The 19,049-nt window shown below is 71.3% G+C and carries 18 protein-coding genes; 6 read left to right on the top strand and 12 right to left on the bottom strand.

Going from position 1 to position 19,049, the window contains the following annotated elements:
- Window positions 1–8 precede the first annotated feature (8 nt).
- From ACZ7G1_RS18525 to ACZ7G1_RS18500, 6 genes are all read right to left on the bottom strand, one after another.
- On the bottom strand, window positions 9–911 hold the full coding sequence (locus ACZ7G1_RS18525) for an LLM class flavin-dependent oxidoreductase (protein WP_470880820.1): 903 nt from the start codon (window positions 909–911) through the stop codon (window positions 9–11).
- A gap of 113 nt (window positions 912–1,024) precedes the next feature.
- A complete protein-coding gene (locus ACZ7G1_RS18520) occupies window positions 1,025–1,477 on the bottom strand; it encodes a hypothetical protein (RefSeq protein ID WP_470880822.1) in 453 nt (150 codons plus the stop codon).
- A gap of 39 nt (window positions 1,478–1,516) precedes the next feature.
- The gene (locus tag ACZ7G1_RS18515) at window positions 1,517–2,074 is read right to left on the bottom strand and encodes an RNA 2'-phosphotransferase (RefSeq protein ID WP_470880824.1); all 558 of its coding nucleotides are present in this window, start codon (window positions 2,072–2,074) and stop codon (window positions 1,517–1,519) included.
- Window positions 2,075–2,232: 158 nt separating this feature from the next.
- Window positions 2,233–3,162, bottom strand: coding sequence for a MerR family transcriptional regulator (locus tag ACZ7G1_RS18510; RefSeq protein WP_470880825.1), 930 nt, complete (start codon window positions 3,160–3,162; stop codon window positions 2,233–2,235).
- Window positions 3,163–3,365: 203 nt separating this feature from the next.
- Window positions 3,366–5,168 carry an SDR family oxidoreductase gene (locus tag ACZ7G1_RS18505; protein ID WP_470880826.1) on the bottom strand — a complete coding sequence of 601 codons (1,803 nt, stop codon included), beginning with the start codon at window positions 5,166–5,168 and terminating at the stop codon, window positions 3,366–3,368.
- Entirely contained in the window at window positions 5,168–6,013 is an 846-nt protein-coding gene (locus tag ACZ7G1_RS18500) for a M24 family metallopeptidase (RefSeq protein WP_470880827.1), read from the bottom strand. Before ACZ7G1_RS18500 ends, ACZ7G1_RS18505 begins: the two co-directional genes overlap by 1 nt.
- Before the next feature lie 250 nt (window positions 6,014–6,263).
- Here ACZ7G1_RS18500 and ACZ7G1_RS18495 point away from each other — a divergent pair, with 250 nt between their 5' ends.
- Genes ACZ7G1_RS18495 through ACZ7G1_RS18480 form a run of 4 tightly spaced genes read left to right on the top strand, consistent with a single transcriptional unit; the run spans window position 6,264 to window position 9,761 of the window.
- Window positions 6,264–7,220: an ABC transporter ATP-binding protein gene (locus ACZ7G1_RS18495; RefSeq protein ID WP_470880841.1), complete on the top strand. Its 957-nt coding sequence runs from the start codon at window positions 6,264–6,266 to the stop codon at window positions 7,218–7,220.
- Entirely contained in the window at window positions 7,217–8,119 is a 903-nt protein-coding gene (locus tag ACZ7G1_RS18490) for an ABC transporter permease (RefSeq protein WP_470880828.1), read from the top strand. The genes ACZ7G1_RS18495 and ACZ7G1_RS18490 overlap by 4 nt, the downstream gene beginning before the upstream one ends.
- Window positions 8,116–9,027, top strand: coding sequence for an ABC transporter ATP-binding protein (locus tag ACZ7G1_RS18485; protein WP_470880829.1), 912 nt, complete (start codon window positions 8,116–8,118; stop codon window positions 9,025–9,027). The genes ACZ7G1_RS18490 and ACZ7G1_RS18485 overlap by 4 nt, the downstream gene beginning before the upstream one ends.
- A gap of 14 nt (window positions 9,028–9,041) precedes the next feature.
- Window positions 9,042–9,761, top strand: a complete 720-nt coding sequence (locus tag ACZ7G1_RS18480; protein WP_470880830.1) for an ABC transporter permease — start codon at window positions 9,042–9,044, stop codon at window positions 9,759–9,761.
- 76 nt (window positions 9,762–9,837) lie between these two features.
- Here ACZ7G1_RS18480 and ACZ7G1_RS18475 read toward each other — a convergent pair whose 3' ends face one another.
- Both ACZ7G1_RS18475 and ACZ7G1_RS18470 read right to left on the bottom strand, forming a co-directional pair.
- Window positions 9,838–11,130, bottom strand: a complete 1,293-nt coding sequence (locus tag ACZ7G1_RS18475; RefSeq protein WP_470880831.1) for a CynX/NimT family MFS transporter — start codon at window positions 11,128–11,130, stop codon at window positions 9,838–9,840.
- Window positions 11,127–11,810 carry a FadR/GntR family transcriptional regulator gene (locus ACZ7G1_RS18470; RefSeq protein ID WP_470880832.1) on the bottom strand — a complete coding sequence of 228 codons (684 nt, stop codon included), beginning with the start codon at window positions 11,808–11,810 and terminating at the stop codon, window positions 11,127–11,129. The genes ACZ7G1_RS18475 and ACZ7G1_RS18470 overlap by 4 nt, the downstream gene beginning before the upstream one ends.
- Window positions 11,811–11,934: 124 nt before the next feature.
- On the opposite strand from ACZ7G1_RS18470, the gene lpdA reads away from it, so the two are divergent.
- Window positions 11,935–13,338 (top strand): dihydrolipoyl dehydrogenase, encoded by a 1,404-nt coding sequence (lpdA, locus tag ACZ7G1_RS18465; RefSeq protein ID WP_471204196.1) that lies wholly within the window; start codon window positions 11,935–11,937, stop codon window positions 13,336–13,338.
- Between the two features lie 34 nt (window positions 13,339–13,372).
- Complete coding sequence (locus ACZ7G1_RS18460; RefSeq protein WP_470882212.1) at window positions 13,373–14,032, top strand: rhomboid-like protein; 660 nt, start codon at window positions 13,373–13,375, stop codon at window positions 14,030–14,032.
- Window positions 14,033–14,174: 142 nt separating this feature from the next.
- Here ACZ7G1_RS18460 and ACZ7G1_RS18455 read toward each other — a convergent pair whose 3' ends face one another.
- The 4 genes from ACZ7G1_RS18455 to efeB form a co-directional block, all read right to left on the bottom strand.
- Window positions 14,175–14,981 carry an HAD family hydrolase gene (locus tag ACZ7G1_RS18455; RefSeq protein ID WP_470882214.1) on the bottom strand — a complete coding sequence of 269 codons (807 nt, stop codon included), beginning with the start codon at window positions 14,979–14,981 and terminating at the stop codon, window positions 14,175–14,177.
- Window positions 14,978–16,267: a serine--tRNA ligase gene (gene serS / locus ACZ7G1_RS18450; protein ID WP_470882216.1), complete on the bottom strand. Its 1,290-nt coding sequence runs from the start codon at window positions 16,265–16,267 to the stop codon at window positions 14,978–14,980. Before serS ends, ACZ7G1_RS18455 begins: the two co-directional genes overlap by 4 nt.
- Before the next feature lie 488 nt (window positions 16,268–16,755).
- Window positions 16,756–17,691: a prephenate dehydratase gene (gene pheA / locus ACZ7G1_RS18445; RefSeq protein ID WP_470882218.1), complete on the bottom strand. Its 936-nt coding sequence runs from the start codon at window positions 17,689–17,691 to the stop codon at window positions 16,756–16,758.
- Between the two features lie 89 nt (window positions 17,692–17,780).
- Complete coding sequence (efeB, locus tag ACZ7G1_RS18440) at window positions 17,781–19,046, bottom strand: iron uptake transporter deferrochelatase/peroxidase subunit (protein WP_470882220.1); 1,266 nt, start codon at window positions 19,044–19,046, stop codon at window positions 17,781–17,783.
- Between the last annotated feature and the right edge of the window lie 3 nt (window positions 19,047–19,049).

Genomic DNA, 19,049 nt, shown 5'->3' with positions numbered 1-19,049 from the left:
GGGAGGGGTCAGCCCAGCTGGGCCGGTGCCTCGGTGGCGATCCGCTCGAAGACGGCCTGGTCGACGGCGAAGACGGAGTCCGGGATCGGCGAGTGGATCACGATCTCGGTGAAGCCCAGCTCGCGGTGGCGGCCGGCGAAGTCGACGAAGGCGTCCACGGACTCCAGCGGGCCGTTCCGGTCCGGGGTGAAGCCGGTGAGCAGGATCTTGTCCAGTTCGGCCACGTCCCGGCCCGCCTCGGCGCACGCCTTGCCGAGCTTCTCGACCTGGCCGCGCAGCGCCGCCACCGACTGCTCCGGGGTGCCCTCCTCGTACAGCTTCGGGTCGCCGGTGGTCACCCAGGCCTGCCCGTAGCGGGCGGCCAGCTTGAGGCCGCGCGGCCCGGTCGCCGCCACCGCGAACGGCAGCCGCGGGCGCTGGACGCAGCCGGGGATGTTCCGGGCCTCGTCCGCCGAGTAGAAGGTGCCGCGCTCGGTGACGACGTCCTCGGTGAGCAGCCGGTCGAGCAGCGCCACGAACTCGGCGAACCGGTCGGCCCGCTCCTTCGGGCTCCACGGCTCCTGCCCGAGCGCGGTGGCGTCGAAGCCGTTGCCGCCCGCGCCGATGCCGAGCGTGATCCGGCCGGCGGAGACGTCGTCGAGCGCCAGGAGCTCCTTGGCGAGCGTCACGGGGTGCCGGAAGTTCGGCGAGGTCACGAGCGTGCCGAGCCGCAGCCGCTCGGTGGCCGTCGCCGCGGCGGTGAGGGTGGGCAGCGCGCCGAACCACGGGCCGTCGCGGAAGGTCCGCCAGGACAGGTGGTCGTAGGTGTACGCGGCGTGGAAGCCGAGGTCCTCGGCGTGCCGCCACTTCCGGCGGCCCCCTTCGTGCCAGCGGTCGACGGGCAGGATCACGGTGCTCAGGCGCAGGCTCATGCCCCCGAGCCTACGGCGACCGGTGACCCGGCGGCCTGCGGGACCAGTGGCCTGCGGGACCGGTGGGGCGGGGCGGGTGGCCTGGCGGACCCGTGGTCTGTGGGGCGGCGGCGTCAGCGGACGTTCTTGTTCATCCAGGCGGTGAGCGAGGCGTTGGGGATGAGCTCCCGGTACGTCTCGTCGCCGGGGAGCGGCACGACCAGCCGCCAGCCGGGCGGGAAGAACCGTCCCTTCACGTGGGCGAGGCCGCCGTGGACGGAACGCAGGAAGACGGGGACGGTGTCGCGCGGCACGTCGGGGAACTCGACGCCCTCGACGATGATCAGGGCGTCGTCCTCGGGGAAGATCCGGACCGTGACGGAGGGGGAGCCGCCCAGTTCGATGTAGGCCTCGTGCGGGAGCGATCCGTCCGGGTCGAGGACGGCGAACGCGCCGGAGGAGGTGCGCCGGGAGGTCTGGTCCGCGCCGATGTCGTCGGTCACGGTCATCTCCAGGTTGAACTCCTGGGCGATCTCGCGGACCGCGTTGACTGCGGCCTCGGTGCTGGGCAGGTGCGGGTGTGCCATGAAAGCGATCATGCCAAACGGCCCTCCGCTCCCGCGGGCTCACTCCGTGAAGCGGAGGAACTCCGGCGGTACGGCGTCGGTCAGCCAGACCCCGTTGGCGCTGACGCGGAAGACGTGGCCGGCCCGGTGCATGGCCCCGGCGTCCACGCTCAGCACGACGGGCCGGCCGCGGCGGGCGCCGACGCGGGTCGCGGTCTCGCGGTCGGGGGAGAGGTGCACGTGGTGGCGGGCCATCGGGCGCAGCCCCTCCGCCCGGATGGAGGGAAGCCGGTCCGCGACCGTGCCGTGGTACAGGTACGCGGGCGGTTCGGCGGCCGGAAGGTCGAGGTCCACCTCGACGGTGTGGCCCTGGCTGGCGCGGATGCGGGTGCCCTCGATCGCGAAGCGCTTCTTGTCGTTGGTCGCGACGACGTGGTCGAGTTCCTCGCGGGTGATCGGGAAGTGGTGCGCGGCCGCGGCGGTGAGGAGTGCGTCGATCTCGGTCCAGCCGTTGCCGTCGAGGACGAGGCCGATGCGCTCGGGCTGATGGCGCAGATGCTTGGAGAGGTACTTCGACACCTTCACGGTGCGTCGTTCGTCCCTCGGTTGTGAGGTCATGGCGTCAGGATGCCGGAGCCCGGATCGCCGGACCAATGAATTGAACCGGACCGATGAAGGGGCGTGAGAATGTTTGATCCACAGCCAACATGACTTATCCACAGGCCAGTTGGCATTTCTGTGGACAACGGCCTGTCATTTTGCCCGAATTGGATAAGTCAAAGAGTTTTATGGTGACTTGCGGCAAGAGCGTCCAATGCCCTTTTGTTCACTTCTCGTTCCGTGGCCGCCGCGACGAAGGCCGCGACCCCCTCCGCGCCCACCAGTTCCTGAACCGCCCGTATCGTCCCGGCCGGTAGCGCGACCGCTCGCGGCTCGTCGTCCTTCACCGGGGGCGCGTGCGGCGACAGGTGGAGTTGGAGGTGCTGGGTCGCCAACAACTGCATGGCCCTGGCCAGTTCGGCGTCGACCGTCTGCTGGGCGAGCGGCCGGAGCCGCCGCACCATCGTCGCCGCCTCGGCGGCGTCGGCGTCGGTGGGCGGCCGGTGCTCCAGGTAGCGCGCGAAGACGTGCTCGGTGGTGAACTCCAGGAAACGGGAAGCGATGTGCTCGACCTGATCCCGAAGCTCCCGCAGGTGCCTGGTGATTGCCGACAGCGGCACCCCGGCGGCGTACAACTCGACGGCGACGGCGAGTTCTTGCGGACTCGGTACGAGGTACTCCTCCGTCTCGCGGTTCGGCAGCGGCTCCAGGACGCCGAGCTCGACGGCCTCCCGGATGGCGTCCTCGTCCGGCATGCCGCCGAAGCGGGCGTCGAGCTCCGCGCGGGAGATCCGGGCCGCCTCCTCGTCCGTCCACGGCCCGTGGACCTCCGCGACCAGACCGAGCACCCCGCCGAGACCCCGGCCGGTGTCCCAGGCCTCCAGGAGCTCCTTGATCGAGGCCAGCGTGTAACCCCGGTCGAGGAGGTCGGCGATCTGCCGGAGCCGCGCGAGGTGCGCGTCCCCGTAGACGTTCGACCTGCCCCGCCGCTCGGGGCGGGGCAGCAGACCGCGGTCCTGGTACGCGCGGATCGTCCGGACCGTGGCCCCGCTGAGATGGGCGAGGTCCTCGATCCGGTACTCCGGCTGTGCTGACTGCTCGGACAAACCCGCTCCCACCGACCGCTTCCCGCACCCCGTCACCGGGGCCCCTGCTGGGAGGGATCGTACGACCGCACCCCCCTCCCACACCCAGGACCTGCCCTCCGGACCGCCCGCGGACCGGCCCGGAGGGCGGATCGGCCCGGAGGGCAGGCCGGGCCCGTCCTCCGGACCTTCCACGGGACCGAGCCCGGAAGCGCGGGCGCGGGCTACGTGGGCGGCTGCCAGCGGGCCAGGGCCCGGAGCGCGCCCGGGCTCAGCCGGGACAGGAAGTGGGCGCCACGGGCCTCCGGCGTGACCGGGACGACGGCCCGGTTGTGCAGGACGGCGCCGAGGATCGCGTCCGCGACCTTCTCCGGCGGATAGTTCCGCAGGCCGTACAGGCGGGAGGCCTTCTTCTGGCGCCGCTTCTCCTCCGCCTCGTCGGTGGCCCCCGCGAACCGCGTCGTCGCGGTGATGTTGGTGTTGACGATGCCCGGGCAGATCGCGGAGACCCCGATGTCCTGACCGGCCAGCTCGGCCCGGAGGCACTCGCTGAGCATCAGCACCGCCGCCTTCGACGTGCTGTACGCGGGCAGGGCGCGGGACGGCTGGAAGGCGGCGGCGGAGGCGGTGTTCACGATGTGGCCGCCCTGGCCGCGCGCGGTCATCTGCGCGCCGAAGATCCGGCAGCCGTGGATCACGCCCCACAGATTGACGTCCAGGACCCGCTTCCACTCCTCGCTCGTCGTGTCGAAGAAGGAGCCGGCGAGGCCTATGCCCGCGTTGTTGACCAGGACGTCGACGATCCCGTACTCGCTCGCCACCTTCGCGGCCAGCTTCTCCATCGCCTGTTCGTCGGCGACGTCGACGGTCTCGCCCCAGGCCTCGGGGGCACCGATGAGCCGGGCCATGTCGGCCGTGCGGGCCGCGCCCTCGCCGTCCCGGTCCACCGCCACGACCCGGGCCCCGGCCTCGGCGAACGCGAAGGCGGTGGCCCGCCCGATGCCGCTGGCGGCACCCGTCACCAGGACGAGCCGGCCGCCGAAGCGCTCCGCGTACTCCGGCTTCACGCCGCTCTTCGCGGCCGTCGCCGCCGGCGGCTTCGGCGCCTTGGCCGCCGGCTCCTCGTTGGCCCGCACGAACTCGGCGATCCACTCGGACAGCTGGTCGGGACGGGTGCGCGGCACCCAGTGCTTGGCGGGCAGGGTGCGCCGGGTCAGATCGGGGACCCAGCTGCCCAGATCGTCGTAGAGCCGCTCGGAGAGGAAGGCGTCACCGGTCGGCGTGATCAGCTGCACCGGCACGTGCGCGTACGCGTCGGGGCGCGGCCGCCTGAGCCGCGGACGGACGTTGTCCCGGTAGAGCCAGGCGCCGTGCGCGGCGTCGCTCGGCAGGGACGGTGTCGGGTAGTCGCCGGACGGGACCTTCTCGACCCGCTCCAGGATCTTCGGCCAGCGCTTGCCGAGCGGCCCCCGCCAGGCGAGTTCGGGCAGGACGGGCGTGTGCAGCATGTACACGTACCAGGACTTGGCGCCCTGGCCGAGGAGCTGGCCGACCCGGCGCGGGGTGGGCCGGGCCATCCGCCGCTTGATCCAGTGGCCGAAGTGGTCGAGTGAGGGGCCCGACATCGAGGTGAAGGAGGCGATCCGGCCCTCGGTACGCGCGACCGTGGCGAACTCCCAGGACTGCACCGAGCCCCAGTCGTGGCCGACCAGGTGGACCGGCCGGTCGGGGCTGACCGCGTCGGCGACCGCGAGGAAGTCGTCCGTCAGCTTCTCCAGGGTGAAGCCGCCGCGCAGCGGGGCGGGCGCCGTCGACCGGCCGTGGCCCCGGACGTCGTAGAGGACCACGTGGAACTCCTGGGCCAGCCGGGTCGCGACCTCCGACCAGACCTCCTTGGAGTCCGGGTAGCCGTGCACGAGCAGGACGGTCGGCCGGTCGGCGTCGCCGAGTTCGGCGACGCACAGCTCTATCCCGCCCGTCCTGACCCAGCGCTCCCGCGCGGATTTCAGCCCGGCGATTCCCGCCATCAGACCGCTCCCTCGTTCCAGCGCCGCACGTGCGGCAGATCGTCGTCCAGCCAGAACGCGCTCTGCTCGGGATCCTTCGAGTCGGTGACGACCAGGATCTCCTCGAACTTCGCGCCCGTCCCCCGGAATCCGAGGTGCGGCTCGACCGCCCACAGGCCGGGCCTGGGCGGGTGGTCGGAGAACTTGTACGGCGACCAGAGCGGCGACCAGCCGTCCCGGTGCCCGTGCAGGGCGTCGCTCGCCAGCCCCTTGAGCGACTGCGTGCCGAACCCGAAGAGCGTAGGCGACCAGCGGCGCTCGCTCACCCGGTCGATCTTGTGCGCGATGACGCCGAAGGGGTAGGCGCGGTGCCGGTTCGCGTACCCCTGGCGGACCATGAGGCGGTCCACGTCCTCGTATATCGCGCGCAGCGTGCGGCGCTCGCGGACCTCGCGCAGGATCAGCTCGCGGTGGTCCTTGAGGTCGGCGAGGAGCTTGTCGTGCAGCGGGTTGAGGCCCAGGCAGCCGCTGTAGCCGATGTCGGCGGTGTACCCCTTGTAGACCGGGGCCATGTCGAGGATGAACGGCATCCCCGCTTCGAGCCGCCGGTTGGTGGGGAAGAACTGCAGGGGGATCTTGAAGTCGACGAACGCGGTGCGGTCGCCGAACCAGGCGAACGGGCGGTGGAACCAGTCCCGCACCCCCCGCTCGTACAGCCACTCCCGCTGCATCCGGGCGGCCTCGCGCTCGGTCACCCCGGGCCTGAGCTGCGCCGCGACGGCTTCCGCGCACTCGTAGGAGAGCCGCTGTACTTCCCTGAACCCCCGCAGCTCCGCGGAGAGTTCCCCTGTCACTGCTGAGGCCATGCCACCCGCCGTCCCGTGTGAGCGCCCGATCGCACTACGCGTCCGTAACTTGACACCGATGAATGTGACAATGGACGGAGGCTGCGTCAAGGGGTCGGGCACGAGCTGTGGAAAAGACCGGCGGCGAGCCTGTGGAAAAAGACTTTCGTCGCGACCGCCCCTACTGGCTTGTACTCCTCTGGTCGGACAAGAATCGAGCCGTTGGGCTGACGACCGCTGTGGCGCACGCCACTACCTTCGAATCGTGACTGTGATCGCGACCGAAAGCCTCAGCAAGCGGTTCCCCCGGGTGACCGCGCTTGACCGGCTCTCCCTGGACATCGGGCCCGGTGTGACCGGACTTGTGGGTGCCAACGGAGCCGGCAAGTCCACCATGATCAAGATTCTGCTCGGCCTCTCCCCCGCCACGGAGGGCCGCGCCGAGGTCCTCGGACTCGACGTCCGGACCTCGGGCGCCCAGATCCGTGAGCGCGTCGGATACATGCCGGAGCACGACTGCCTCCCGCCGGACGTCTCGGCCACCGAGTTCGTCGTCCACATGGCGCGGATGTCCGGACTCCCCCCGACCGCCGCCCGCGAGCGGACCGCCGACACCCTGCGCCACGTCGGCCTGTACGAGGAGCGCTACCGCCCGATGGGCGGCTACTCGACGGGCATGAAGCAACGGGTGAAGCTCGCCCAGGCCCTCGTCCACGACCCGAAGCTGGTCCTCCTCGACGAGCCGACCAACGGTCTGGACCCGGTCGGCCGCGACGAGATGCTCGGACTGATCCGCCGGGTCTGGACCGACTTCGGCATCTCGGTCCTCGTCACCTCGCACCTGCTCGGCGAGCTGGAGCGCACCTGCGACCACGTCGTCGTCATCGACGGCGGACGGCTCCTGCGCTCCAGCTCCACCAGCGACTTCACCCGGACCACCACGACGCTCGCGGTCGAGGTCACCGACTCCGACGCACACCCCGACGGCACGGACGCGCTCCGCGCCTCCCTCGCCGCCGCCGGTGTCACGATCCACGCCGGCGTCGAGGACGGCCTCCCGGGCGCCGGCCACATCCTCCTCCTGGAGGCGGCCGGCGAGGAGACGTACGACCTCGTGCGGGACACCGTCGCCGGCCTCGGCCTCGGACTCGTCCGCATGGAGCAGCGCCGCCACCACATCGCCGAGGTCTTCAAGGCGACGGACCACGAGGAGGTGCAGGCCCGATGAGCACCGACACCTCCAAGGCCGCGCCCGACACGACCCGCATCCACAACATCGGCTACCGCTCCTACGACGGCCCGCGCCTCGGCCGGGCGTACGCGCGCCGGTCGCTGTTCTCGCAGTCGCTGCGCGGCGCGTACGGACTGGGCCGCAGCGCCAAGTCCAAGGTGCTGCCGATGCTGCTCTTCGCGGTGATGTGCGTCCCGGCGCTGATCATCGTCGCGGTCGCGGTCGTCACCAAGCAGTCCAAGCTGTCGATCGAGTACACGCAGTACGCGCTGTTCCTCCAGGTCGTCATCAGCATCTACCTGGCCTCGCAGGCGCCCCAGTCGGTCTCCCGCGACCTCCGGTTCCGGACGGTGCCGCTGTACTTCTCGCGCCCGATCGAGCGCGTGGACTACGTCCTCGCCAAGTTCGGCGCGATGGCATCGGCGCTCTTCATCCTCACAGCGGCCCCGCTCCTGATCCTCTGGATCGGTTCGATGCTGGCCAAGATGGACTTCGCGGAGCAGAGCAAGATGTTCGGCCAGGGGCTCGTCTCGGTGGCCCTGCTCTCGCTGCTCTTCGGCGGCATAGGCCTGGTCATGGCGGCCCTCACGCCGCGCCGCGGCTTCGGCGTCGCCGCCGTGATCGCCGTCTTCACGATCTCGTACGGGGCGGTCTCCACCCTCATGGGCATCGCCTACGCCACGGACAACGAGGGCGCCATCCAGTGGCTCGGCCTGTTCTCGCCGATGACCCTCATCGACGGCGTGCAGACCGCCTTCCTGGGCGCGCCGACGGGCTTCCCCGACGGCGGGGGCCCGGGCGCCGGTGCCGGCGTGATCTATCTGCTGGCCGTCCTCGCGCTCGTCGCCGCCTCGTACGGCATCCTGATGCGCCGCTACCGAAAGGTCGGGCTGTGACCACGCTCCACATCGACCACGTCTCCCGCTGGTTCGGCAACGTCGTGGCGGTCAACGACATCACGATGTCCGTCGGCCCCGGCGTCACCGGCCTCCTCGGGCCCAACGGCGCGGGGAAGTCCACCCTGATCAACATGATGGGCGGCTTCCTCGACCCCTCCACCGGCAGCGTCACCCTCGACGGCGCGAAGATCTGGGGGAACGAGTCGGTCTACCGCGAGATAGGCGTCGTGCCCGAGCGGGAGGCGATGTACGACTTCCTCACCGGCCGCGAATTCGTCCAGGCGAACGCGGAGCTGCAGGGCCTCGGCTCGGCGGAGGCCCAGCGGGCGCTGGCCACGGTCGAGATGGAGTACGCCCAGGACCGCAAGATCTCCACGTACAGCAAGGGCATGCGGCAGCGCGTGAAGATGGCCTCGGCCCTCGTGCACGAGCCGTCGGTGCTGCTCCTCGACGAGCCGTTCAACGGCATGGACCCGCGCCAGCGCATGCAGCTGATGGACCTGCTGCGGCGGATGGGCGCGGACGGCCGGACCGTCCTCTTCTCCTCGCACATCCTGGAAGAGGTCGAGCAGCTCGCCTCCCACATCGAGGTGATCGTGGCCGGGCGGCACGCGGCCTCCGGTGACTTCCGCAAGATCCGCCGGCTCATGACCGACCGGCCGCACCGCTACCTCGTCCGCTCCAGCGACGACCGGGCGCTCGCGGCGGCGCTGATCGCCGATCCGTCGACGGCCGGCATCGAGGTCGACCACGCGGAGGGCGGACTGCGCGTGCAGGCGGTGGACTTCGGACGCTTCACGGAGCTGCTGCCGAAGGTCGCGAAGGAGCGCGGGATCCGTCTGCTGACGGTCTCGCCCTCCGACGAGTCCCTCGAATCGGTCTTCTCGTACCTCGTCGCGGCCTGAAAGGAGCCTGACCGATGTACAACCCCACAGTCGCCCGGCTCACCTACCGGGCCCTGCTCGGCCGCCGCAGGGCGCTGATCCTCTTCCTGCTGCCCGGCATGCTGCTGCTCATCTCGGCGGCGGTCCGCGGTTTCAACGGCGCCGACGACCAGGTCGCGGCCGATGTCCTCGGCGGCTTCGCGCTGGCCACGATGGTCCCGCTGATCGGCGTGATCGCCGGCACGGGCGCGATCGGGCCCGAGATCGACGACGGCTCGATCGTCTATCTGCTGTCCAAGCCGGTGAAGCGGCCCACGATCATCTTCACCAAGCTGATCGTGGCGATAGCGGTCACGATGGTCTTCTCCGCCGTCCCGACACTGATCGCCGGCTTCATCCTCAACGGCAACGGCCAGCAGGTGGCCGTGGCGTACACGGTGGCGGCCCTGGTGGCGTCCATCGCCTACAGCGCGCTGTTCCTGCTGCTCGGCACGGTCAGCCGGCACGCGGTGGTGATCGGCCTGGTCTACGCCCTGGTGTGGGAGGCCCTGTTCGGCTCCCTGATAGCCGGTGCGAAGACCCTGAGCGTCCAGCAGTGGGCGCTGGCCCTCGCGGAGAAGGTCACCGGCGACGGCCTGGTCACCTCCGAGGTCGCGCTCCCGACGGCGGTGACGTTCCTGGTGGCGGTCACGGTCGTGGCGACCTGGTTCGCCGGCCACAAGCTGCGGACCCTGAAGCTGGCGGGCGAGGAGTAGTCCCCGGAGACGGAGACGGAGACGGAGACGGAGGCGCTACGGCCCCGGAGCCGTACCGCCTCCGTCTCGGGGCCCGTCACACCGTCCGGTCGCGGGCCGCGAGGAGGCCCACGGCGAGGGCGGCGGCGCAGACGCCGAGGATCAGGCAGATGGGCAAGGTCCAGGAGCCGGTGGCCTGATGGAGGGCGCCGGCCGCCAGCGGGCCCGCCGCGGCGAGCAGATAGCCCACCGTCTGGGCCATCCCGGACAGCCGGGCCGCGGTCAGCGCGTCCCCGGAGCGCAGCACGATCAGGGTGAGGGCGAGGCCCACCGCCCCGCCCTGGCCGACGCCGAGCACCGCGGACCAGAGCCAGGCACCCTGCACGGGCGCCGTCATCAGTCCGGCGTAACCGGCCGCCACCAGCGTGGTGACCAGCACGATCAGCGGGCGCTGGCTCCGCATCCGGCCCGCGAGCAGCGGGACGAGGAAGGCGCCGGCGACCTGGATCAGGTTGTTGAAGGCGAAGACCACGCCGGCGGTGGAGCGGCTCATCCCGTGGTCGGTGAACATCGTCGGCATCCAGGCGACGAGGACGTACGACCACAGCGACTGCAGGCCCATGAAGAGCGTGACCTGCCAGGCGAGGGCCGAGCGCCAGACGCGTACGGGGCGGGTGCCGGCGGCCGGGACGGCCCGTACCTCGTGACCGGTACGGCCGCGGGCGATCAGCACCTGCGGCAGCCAGGCGACGGCGGCGACCACGGCGAGCAGCGACCAGACGCCGAGCGAGGCCTGCCAGCCGCCGCCCAGGGCCTTCTCCAGCGGCACCGCGGCGGCCGCGGCCAGCGTCGCGCCGGCGATCATCGCGCCGGTGTAGACCGAGGTCATCGCCGCGGCCCGGTCGGGGAAGTCCCGCTTGATCAGGCCCGGCGTCAGGACGTTGAGCAGGGCGATCGCCGTGCCGACGAGGATCCCGCCGCCGTACAGGGCGTACACGGACGGCAGTACGCGGGCGAGGATGCCGGCGGCGAGCAGCAGGAGCGCCGCGAACAGCACGCGCTCGGCACCGAAGCGGCGGCCGAGCCAGGGGGCCACCAGCGCGCCCAGGCCGAGGAACAGCACGGGCACCGAGGTCACCAGGGAGCTCGCCGTCGAGGAGAGTCCGAAGGTCTCGGCCATCTCGCCGACCAGGGGCGCCACGCTGGCGAGCGCGGCCCGCATGTTCAGGGAGGCCAGCACGATGCCGGTCAGGAGCACCGCCGGGTGCGCGAGCAGCGCGCGCCGGGCGGCCGCTGCTCCGGCGGTCCGCAGGACGCCGGCCTCGGCGTCCACGAGCACGCGGACCGGCTGTTCCGCGCGGGATTCGCCGGCGTGGGTCCCGGGGCTCATCGGGTGGGCTCGGTGAGGGCGGCGACGGTCTCCATGGGGACCCGCAGCAGCTCGCGGGCCTGGCGCTCGGCCGCGTCGGGGTCGGCCGACTCGATCGCCGCGACCAGGGCCTCGTGGGCGTCGATGTCGACCGGCGGCATCTCGTGGTCGCCGAGGGCCTTCACGAGCACCTCGTGCACCTGGGCGGAGAAGAAGCGGTAGACCTCGACGAAGGCCGCGTTGTGGGTGGCGCCCACGACGGCCAGGTGGAAGGCGAGGTCCGCGTCCGCGTCCCGGTCGCCCTCCTCCCGCAGGGAGGTCAGGGCGGCCCGCAGCCGCAGCAGGTCGTGGGTGTCGCGCCGGGCGGCCGCGAGCCGGGCGGCCTCGGCCTCCAGGGCGATCCGGAGTTCGAGGACGTCGGACGCGCCCGCGTGGCGCACTCCGCGCAGGACGGCGGCCGGATCGGCGGTCGACCGGACGAAGGTGCCGTTGCCCTGGCGGGACTCCAGGAGGCCGGCGTGGACGAGGACCCGGACCGCCTCGCGGACCGTGTTGCGGCCCACGCCGAGCTGCTGCGCGAGCTCGTGCTCGGTCGGGATGCGGTCGCCGACCGCCCATTCGCCGGTCGTGAGCTGGGTGCGCAGCTGCTCCACGACCGAGTCCACCAGCGAGGTGCGCCCCGCCGCCTTCAGTGCCGCCATGCCGTTCCGCACCTCTCCATTCGCCCGGTTGCCCAGTCATCCTACAACTGACCGTCCCGGGGACTCGGGACTACTGTGGGCCCGTACGTGGACCGAACACCCTCACCACCCTCGGGAGTCAGTCATGTCAGACCGCTTCGACGTCGTCGTACTCGGAGCTGGCCCCGGCGGCTACGTCGCCGCCATCCGCGCCGCCCAGCTGGGCAAGCGGGTCGCGGTCGTCGAGGAGAAGTACTGGGGCGGTGTCTGCCTGAACGTCGGCTGCATCCCCACCAAGGCGCTGCTGCGCAACGCCGAACTCGCCCACATCTTCAACCACGAGGCCAAGACCTTCGGCATCAAGGTCGACGGCACCGTCTCCTTCGACTACGGCGAGGCCTTCCGCCGCAGCCGCACGGTCGCGGACGGCCGGGTCAAGGGCGTCCACTTCCTCATGAAGAAGAACGGCATCACGGAGTTCCAGGGACGGGGCACGTTCCTCGACGCGAACACCCTCCAGGTGGCCAAGACCGACGGCACCTCGGAGACGATCACGTTCGACAACTGCATCATCGCCACCGGCGCCACCCCGCGACTGCTCCCCGGTACCGCCCTGAGCGACCGTGTCGTCTCCTACGAGCAGCAGATCCTGGCCGAGGACGCGCCGAAGTCGATCGTCATCGCCGGCGCCGGTGCGATCGGCATCGAGTTCGCCTACGTGCTGAACAACTACGGCACCAAGGTCACGATCGTCGAGTTCCTCGACCGCATCGCCCCGCTGGAGGACGAAGAGGTCTCGAAGGAGCTGGCGAAGCAGTACCGCAAGCTCGGCATCGACGTCCTCACCTCGACCCGCGTGGAGGCCATCGACGAGTCCGGCCCGCAGGTCCGCGTCACGGTCACCGGCAAGGACGGCGTCAGCAAGGTCCTGGAGGCCGACAAGGTCCTGCAGGCCATCGGTTTCGCCCCGAACGTCACCGGCTACGGCCTTGAGGCCACCGGCGTCGCGCTCACCGAGCGCGGTGCGATCGACGTCGACGGCCGCTGCCGCACCTCGGTGCCGCACATCTACGCCATCGGTGACGTCACCGCGAAGCTGATGCTCGCGCACACCGCCGAGGCCATGGGCGTCATCGCGGCCGAGACCATCGGGGACGCCGAGACGATGGAGCTCGACTACCCGATGATCCCGCGCGCGACGTACTGCCAGCCGCAGATCGCCAGCTTCGGCTGGACCGAGGCGCAGGCCCGCGAGAAGGGCTTCGACGTCAAGGTCGCCAAGTTCCCGTTCGTCGCGAACGGCAAGGCGCACGGTCTGGGCGACGCCACCGGCTTCGTCAAGATCATCGCCGACGGCACCCACGGCGAGATCATCGGCGCCCACCTGATCGGCCCGGACGTCACCGAGCTGCTGCCCGAGCTGACCCTGGCCCAGCAGTGGGACCTCACCGTCCACGAGGTCGCCCGGAACGTCCACGCTCACCCGACGCTGGGCGAGGCCGTGAAGGAAGCGATCCACGGCATCGCCGGACACATGATCAATTTCTGAGGTTTCTCCGCCTTCGGGTGATAGGCACTGAAATGTGCCGAGCAAAACCTCCCCGGGTGGCGAACCGTCCCGGCCGATCAGGTCGTGGGTGCGTTCGTCACCCGGTACGCATGTGTGGCTGGCGGTCATCGCGATCACCAGCCTCGTCATCGCGCTCTCCCCGCAGGGCCTGGAGACCTATCTCCTCCACCGCAACAGCAGCAACCTCCACCAGCTCGCGCACCACCCGCTGCGCGCCCTGCTCGGCAGCGCCTTCTGGATCGAGGACCCCGCCGACCTGCTGCTGTACGCGGTGCTCTTCGAAGTCCTGCACGCGCCCGTGGAACGCTGGCTCGGCACCGCGAAATGGCTCCTCGTCGTCGCCACCGCGCACATCGCGGCGACGCTCATCAGCCAGCAGGTGGTCCTCGCGGCCATCCAGCTCCACGACGTGCCCCGCAGCATGGCGCACGTCGTCGACATCGGCGTCAGCTACGGCCTCGCCGCCTCGGCCGGGATCCTGACCTACCGGCTGCCGAACCCCTGGCGCTGGTTCTACCTCGCGGGGGCGGTCGCGTTCTTCCTCGTACCGCTGCTCACCGACCGGACGTACACCGACCTCGGCCACGCGATCTCGCTGGCGATCGGACTCGCCTGGTATCCGCTGACCCGCGGAAAACCCCTCGCTCCCGAACGGCGGTCCGGCGCACACTAGTTGTACGGGGAGCACGGGGGACTCCCCGGGGCGGCCGCTTCGAGCGCCCGGACCTGTCGAGGTCCGCGCGGGCCGTGACCCGCGAAGGCCCGCTCCCTTGGGGGAGCGGGCCTTCGTGCGGTTCCACGCGGTGCCGGGTGCCTCAGGCGGCCAGCAGACGCTCCAGGACGACGGCGATGCCGTCCTCCTCGTTGGAGGCCGTCACCTCGTCCGCCACCGCACGCAGCTCCTCGTGCGCGTTGCCCATGGCCACGCCGTGGGCCGCCCAGCCGAACATCGGGATGTCGTTCGGCATGTCGCCGAAGGCGATGGTGTCCGCCGCCTTCACGCCCAGCCTGCGGGCGGCGAGCGAAAGACCGGTCGCCTTGCTCAGACCGAGCGGGAGGATCTCGACGATCCCCGGGCCCGCCATGACGACGTCGACGAGGCCGCCGACCGTCTCGCGGGCCGCCCGGGTCAGCTCGTCGTCGGTGAGCGTCGGGTGCTGGACGTACAGCTTGGTCAGCGGCGCCGACCACAGCTCGGCCGGGTCCTCGTACGGCACGTACGGCAGGGGCCCTTCCTGGGCCTTGTAGCCCGGGCCCATCAGGACCTCGCCGTCCAGGCCGTCGCGGCTCGCGGCCAGGGCCAGCGGGCCGACCTCGGCCTCGATCTTGGAGAGCGCGAGCCCCGCCAGCTGCCGGTCCAGGGTCAGCGAGGTCAGCAGCCGGTGCTCACCGGCGTGGTAGACCTGCGCGCCCTGCCCGCACACCGCGATGCCCTCATAGCCGAGGTCGTCGAGGATGTGCCGGGTCCAGGGCACCGCCCGGCCGGTGACCACGATGTGCGCGGCGCCCGCCGCCGTCGCGGCGGCGAGCGCGTTCCGCGTGCGGTCCGAGACGGACTCGTCGGACCGCAGCAGCGTGCCGTCGAGATCCGTCGCGACCAGGCGGTAGGGGAACGGGCTCACTTGGCGATCGGCTCCAGGACCTCGCGTCCGCCGAGGTACGGCCGCAGGACCTCGGGCACCCGCACCGAGCCGTCGGCCAGCTGGTGGTTCTCCAGGATCGCCACGATCGTGCGCGGTACGGCGCACAGCGTGCCGTTCAGGGTGGCCAGCGGCTGCACGGTCTTCTTGCCGCCCTGCTCGTCGCGCATGCGGACGGAGAGCCGGCGGGCCTGGAAGCTGTCGCAGTTCGACGCCGAGGTCAGCTCGCGGTACTTGCCCTGGGTCGGGATCCACGCCTCGCAGTCGAACTTGCGGGAGGCGGAGGCGCCGAGGTCACCGGTGGCGACGTCGATGACCTGGAACGGCAGCTCGAGCGAGGTCAGCCACTGCTTCTCCCACTCCAGGAGCCGCTTGTGCTCGCTCTCCGCGTCCTCGGGCGCGACGTACGAGAACATCTCGACCTTGTCGAACTGGTGGACGCGGAAGATGCCCCGGGTGTCCTTGCCGTACGTGCCGGCCTCGCGGCGGAAGCAGGGCGAGAAGCCCGCGTACCGCAGCGGCAGCTTGTCGGCGTCGATGATCTCGTCCATGTGGTACGCCGCGAGGGGCACCTCGGACGTGCCGACGAGGTAGTAGTCGTCCTTCTCCAGGTGGTACACGTTCTCCGCGGCCTGGCCGAGGAAACCGGTGCCCTCCATGGCGCGCGGACGGACCAGCGCGGGGGTCAGCATCGGGATGAAGCCGGCCTCGGTGGCCTGGGCGATCGCCGCGTTGACCAGGGCGAGCTCCAGGAGGGCGCCGACGCCGGTCAGGTAGTAGAAGCGCGAGCCGGAGACCTTGGCGCCGCGCTCGACGTCGATGGCGCCCAGCGCCTCGCCGAGCTCCAGGTGGTCCTTGGGCTCGAAGCCCTCGGCCGCGAAGTCGCGGATGGTGCCGTGCGTCTCGAGGACGACGAAGTCCTCCTCGCCGCCGACGGGCACGTCGGTGTGGACGATGTTCCCGAGCTGGAGGAGCAGCTGCTTGGCCGTCTCGTCGGCCTCGTTCTGCTCGGCCTCGGCGGCCTTGACGTCGGTCTTGAGCTGCTCGGCCTTCTGCAGGAGCTCGGCGCGCTCCTCGGGGGTGGCCTTGGGGATCAGCTTGCCGAGCGCCTTCTGCTCGGATCGGAGCTCGTCGAAGCGGACGCCGGACGACCTGCGCCGCTCATCGGCGGAGAGCAGGGCGTCGACGAGCTCGACGTCCTCTCCACGGGCGCGCTGGGAGGCGCGAACACGGTCGGGGTCCTCACGGAGCAGGCGAAGGTCAATCACCCCACCAGGCTACCGGTGCCCGTTCGCCGGACCCCACCGGATAAGGTCGCGCGTGTTGTTTTGCCCGAATTGAGACCCGGGAAAATGCCGAGGTCGGGGGGCCGGCATTCACTTATCCACAGGCTGTGCGGAAGATCTGTGGACTACGGGGAAGGGTGCGTGGATTTCCGGCGCCACTCCTGGGAATTCCGTGATCAAACACCATTCGCCCACTCATTTGGGTGGGAATTGCTCGCTCCAAAGAGTTGATCGGGCGAGGGGCGCTGACGTGGGCGTCATCCGGGCGCTGTGGACGGACCACGGGCGGGCGAGGAGTCGTCAGGGCGATTTGTCGACCTTGTCGGGGTGCGCTGTCGACTTGTCCCCAGGTTGGGCGAGGTGCCTGTGGATAACCTCTGTGGGTAACCGAAAAGTATGCAGGTAGGACTAGTGGTTCGTACCTGTGGACGACCGCTCCCGGCGGAGGGAGCGGTCGGTCAGTATGCGGATCAGGCCCGACCGTCCTGGGCCCTCGCCAACCAGTCGGAGGCAGCCGTGAACGCCTGGTCCGAAGTACCGCGCCGCAGCGGCAGCACGTCCTCGGCCGAGACACCGGCCCTCGGGTACGAGCCGAGGAAGCGCACCCGGGGGCAGATCCGCTTGAGCCCCATCAGCGCCTCGCCCACCCGCCGGTCCGAGATATGGCCCTCGGCGTCCACGGCGAAGCAGTAGTTCCCGATCCCGGCCCCCGTGGGGCGGGACTGGATCAGCATCAGGTTCACCCCGCGCACCGCGAATTCCTGGAGCAGTTCGAGGAGGGCACCCGGATGATCGTCACCCAGCCACAGCACCAGCGAGGTCTTGTCGGCGCCCGTCGGCGCCGAGGGACGGGCCGGCCGGCCCACCAGCACGAAGCGGGTCTCGGCGTTCTCCGCGTCGTGGATCTCCGTGACCAGCGCTTCGAGACCGTACGTCGCCGCCGCGAACTCACCCGCGAAGGCGGCGTCGAAACGGCCCTCCTGCACGAGGCGCGCGCCGTCCGCGTTCGACGCGGCCGACTCCCACAGCGCGTCGGGCAGGTGCGCCCGCAGCCAGTTCCGCACCTGGGGCTGGGCCACCGGGTGGCCCGTCACCGTCTTGATCTCCGAGAGCTTGGTGCCGGGCCGCACGAGCAGCGCGAAGGCGATCGGAAGGAGCACCTCGCGGTAGATCATCAGCGGCTCGCCGGAGGCCAGCTCGTCCAGGGTCGCGGTCACCCCGCCCTCGACCGAGTTCTCGATCGGGACGAGCGCGGCGGCGGCCTCCCCGTTCCGTACGGCGTCGAGCGCGGCCGGGACGGAGACCATCGGGACGAGCTCCCGCGTCGCCGCCTCCGGCAGCGTACGGAGCGCGGCTTCCGTGAAGGTGCCCTCGGGGCCGAGATACGTGAACCGGGTGGCGGACATACCGTCACCCTAATGCTCGCCGCGACCGCGGGCGGCCCGCTCGAACGGACTCCCGCGCCCGCGGCACGGACTCCCGCGCCCGCCCCGGCTCAGGCCTCCAGGAGCCGCTGGCCCACGTACTCGCCCGCGGCGGGGCCGCCGGGAGCCGCGAAGAGGCCGCTGGCCTCGTGGCGGATGAACGCGGACAGGGCGTCGCCCCGGTCGAGCTTGCGCTGCACCGGTACGAAGCCCCGCAGGGGGTCCGCCTGCCAGCAGACGAAGAGGAGCCCGGCGTCCGGAGTCCCGTCCGGGCCGATCCCGTCGTGGAAGGAGAAGGGCCTGCGCAGCATCGCCGCCCCGCCGTTCTGTTCGGGGGCGGAGATCCGGGAGTGGGCGTTGTCCGGGATCACCGTCTTCCCGTCGGGACCGAACTTGTTCAGGTCGGGCTCGGTGGTCTCGGTGCCGCCGCTGAGCGGGGCCCCGTCGGACTTCCGCCGCCCGATCACCTTCTCCTGCCGGTCCAGCGGCAGCTTCTCCCAGTCGTCGAGCAGCATCCGGATCCGGCGCACCACCGCGTACGAGCCGCCGGCCATCCACTCCTGCTCGCCGCCGGCCGGGACGAAGATCCGCCGGTCGAAGTCGGGGTCGGTGGGCTTCGGGTTCCCGGTGCCGTCGACCTGGCCCATCAGATTGCGGGCGGTCATCGGCTTCGCGGTGGCACCGGCCGAGCGGTTGAAGCCGTTCATCTGCCAGCGGACCCGGGCCGCGTCACCCGCGTCCTTCTGGAGGGCCCGCAGCGCGTGGAAGGCGACGAGCGCGTCGTCGGCGCCGATCTGCACCCACAGATCGCCCTCCGAGCGCTTCGGGTCCAGCGCGTCGGCGGAGAAGGCCGGCAGCGGGTCGAGCGCGGCGGGGCGGCGGGAGGCGAGCCCGGTGCGGTCGAAGAAGGTACGGCCGAAGCCGAAGGTGACCGTGAGGGAGGAGGGGCCCGCGTCCAGCGCGATACCCGTGTCACCGGCCGGCGCCTTGCCCGCCATCAGCACCTTCGCCGTGGCCGACCAGCGGCGCAGCAGGGCGGCGGCCTCCTTGCGGCCGGCACCGGGGGCGAGGTCGAAGGCGATCAGATGGCCGCGCGCCTGGAGGGGATCGGTGATGCCGGCCTGATGTTTCCCGTGAAACATCACCTCGGTCGCGCCGACGGAGGTCAGCGCGGGCGAGCCACCCGCTCCGGGGCCACCGGCCGTGTCGTCGCCGGAGACGGCGGCGGAGACGCCGACTCCGCCGGCCGCGCCGATGACGAGGCCGGCCGCGCCCGCCGCGCCGACGGTGCCGAGCAGGCGCCGCCGGGAGATCTCAAGGTTGTCGCTGTCGGTCACGTC

This window comes from Streptomyces sp. NPDC037273, assembly GCF_055603625.1.
Note: the sequence above shows the minus strand (reverse complement) of the source record. Positions and strands in the feature narration are given on the sequence as shown.

Excerpts from the sequence above, each read along its gene's own strand:
- ACZ7G1_RS18525 (WP_470880820.1), bottom strand. The coding sequence starts at position 911 with ATGAGCCTGCGCCTGAGCACCGTGATCCTGCCCGTCGACCGCTGGCAC.
- ACZ7G1_RS18520 (WP_470880822.1), bottom strand. The coding sequence starts at position 1,477 with ATGGCACACCCGCACCTGCCCAGCACCGAGGCCGCAGTCAACGCGGTC.
- ACZ7G1_RS18515 (WP_470880824.1), bottom strand. The coding sequence starts at position 2,074 with ATGACCTCACAACCGAGGGACGAACGACGCACCGTGAAGGTGTCGAAG.
- ACZ7G1_RS18505 (WP_470880826.1), bottom strand. The coding sequence starts at position 5,168 with ATGGCGGGAATCGCCGGGCTGAAATCCGCGCGGGAGCGCTGGGTCAGG.
- ACZ7G1_RS18500 (WP_470880827.1), bottom strand. The coding sequence starts at position 6,013 with ATGGCCTCAGCAGTGACAGGGGAACTCTCCGCGGAGCTGCGGGGGTTC.
- ACZ7G1_RS18490 (WP_470880828.1), top strand. The coding sequence starts at position 7,217 with ATGAGCACCGACACCTCCAAGGCCGCGCCCGACACGACCCGCATCCAC.
- ACZ7G1_RS18480 (WP_470880830.1), top strand. The coding sequence starts at position 9,042 with ATGTACAACCCCACAGTCGCCCGGCTCACCTACCGGGCCCTGCTCGGC.
- ACZ7G1_RS18475 (WP_470880831.1), bottom strand. The coding sequence starts at position 11,130 with ATGAGCCCCGGGACCCACGCCGGCGAATCCCGCGCGGAACAGCCGGTC.
- ACZ7G1_RS18470 (WP_470880832.1), bottom strand. The coding sequence starts at position 11,810 with ATGGCGGCACTGAAGGCGGCGGGGCGCACCTCGCTGGTGGACTCGGTC.
- lpdA (WP_471204196.1), top strand. The coding sequence starts at position 11,935 with ATGTCAGACCGCTTCGACGTCGTCGTACTCGGAGCTGGCCCCGGCGGC.
- pheA (WP_470882218.1), bottom strand. The coding sequence starts at position 17,691 with ATGTCCGCCACCCGGTTCACGTATCTCGGCCCCGAGGGCACCTTCACG.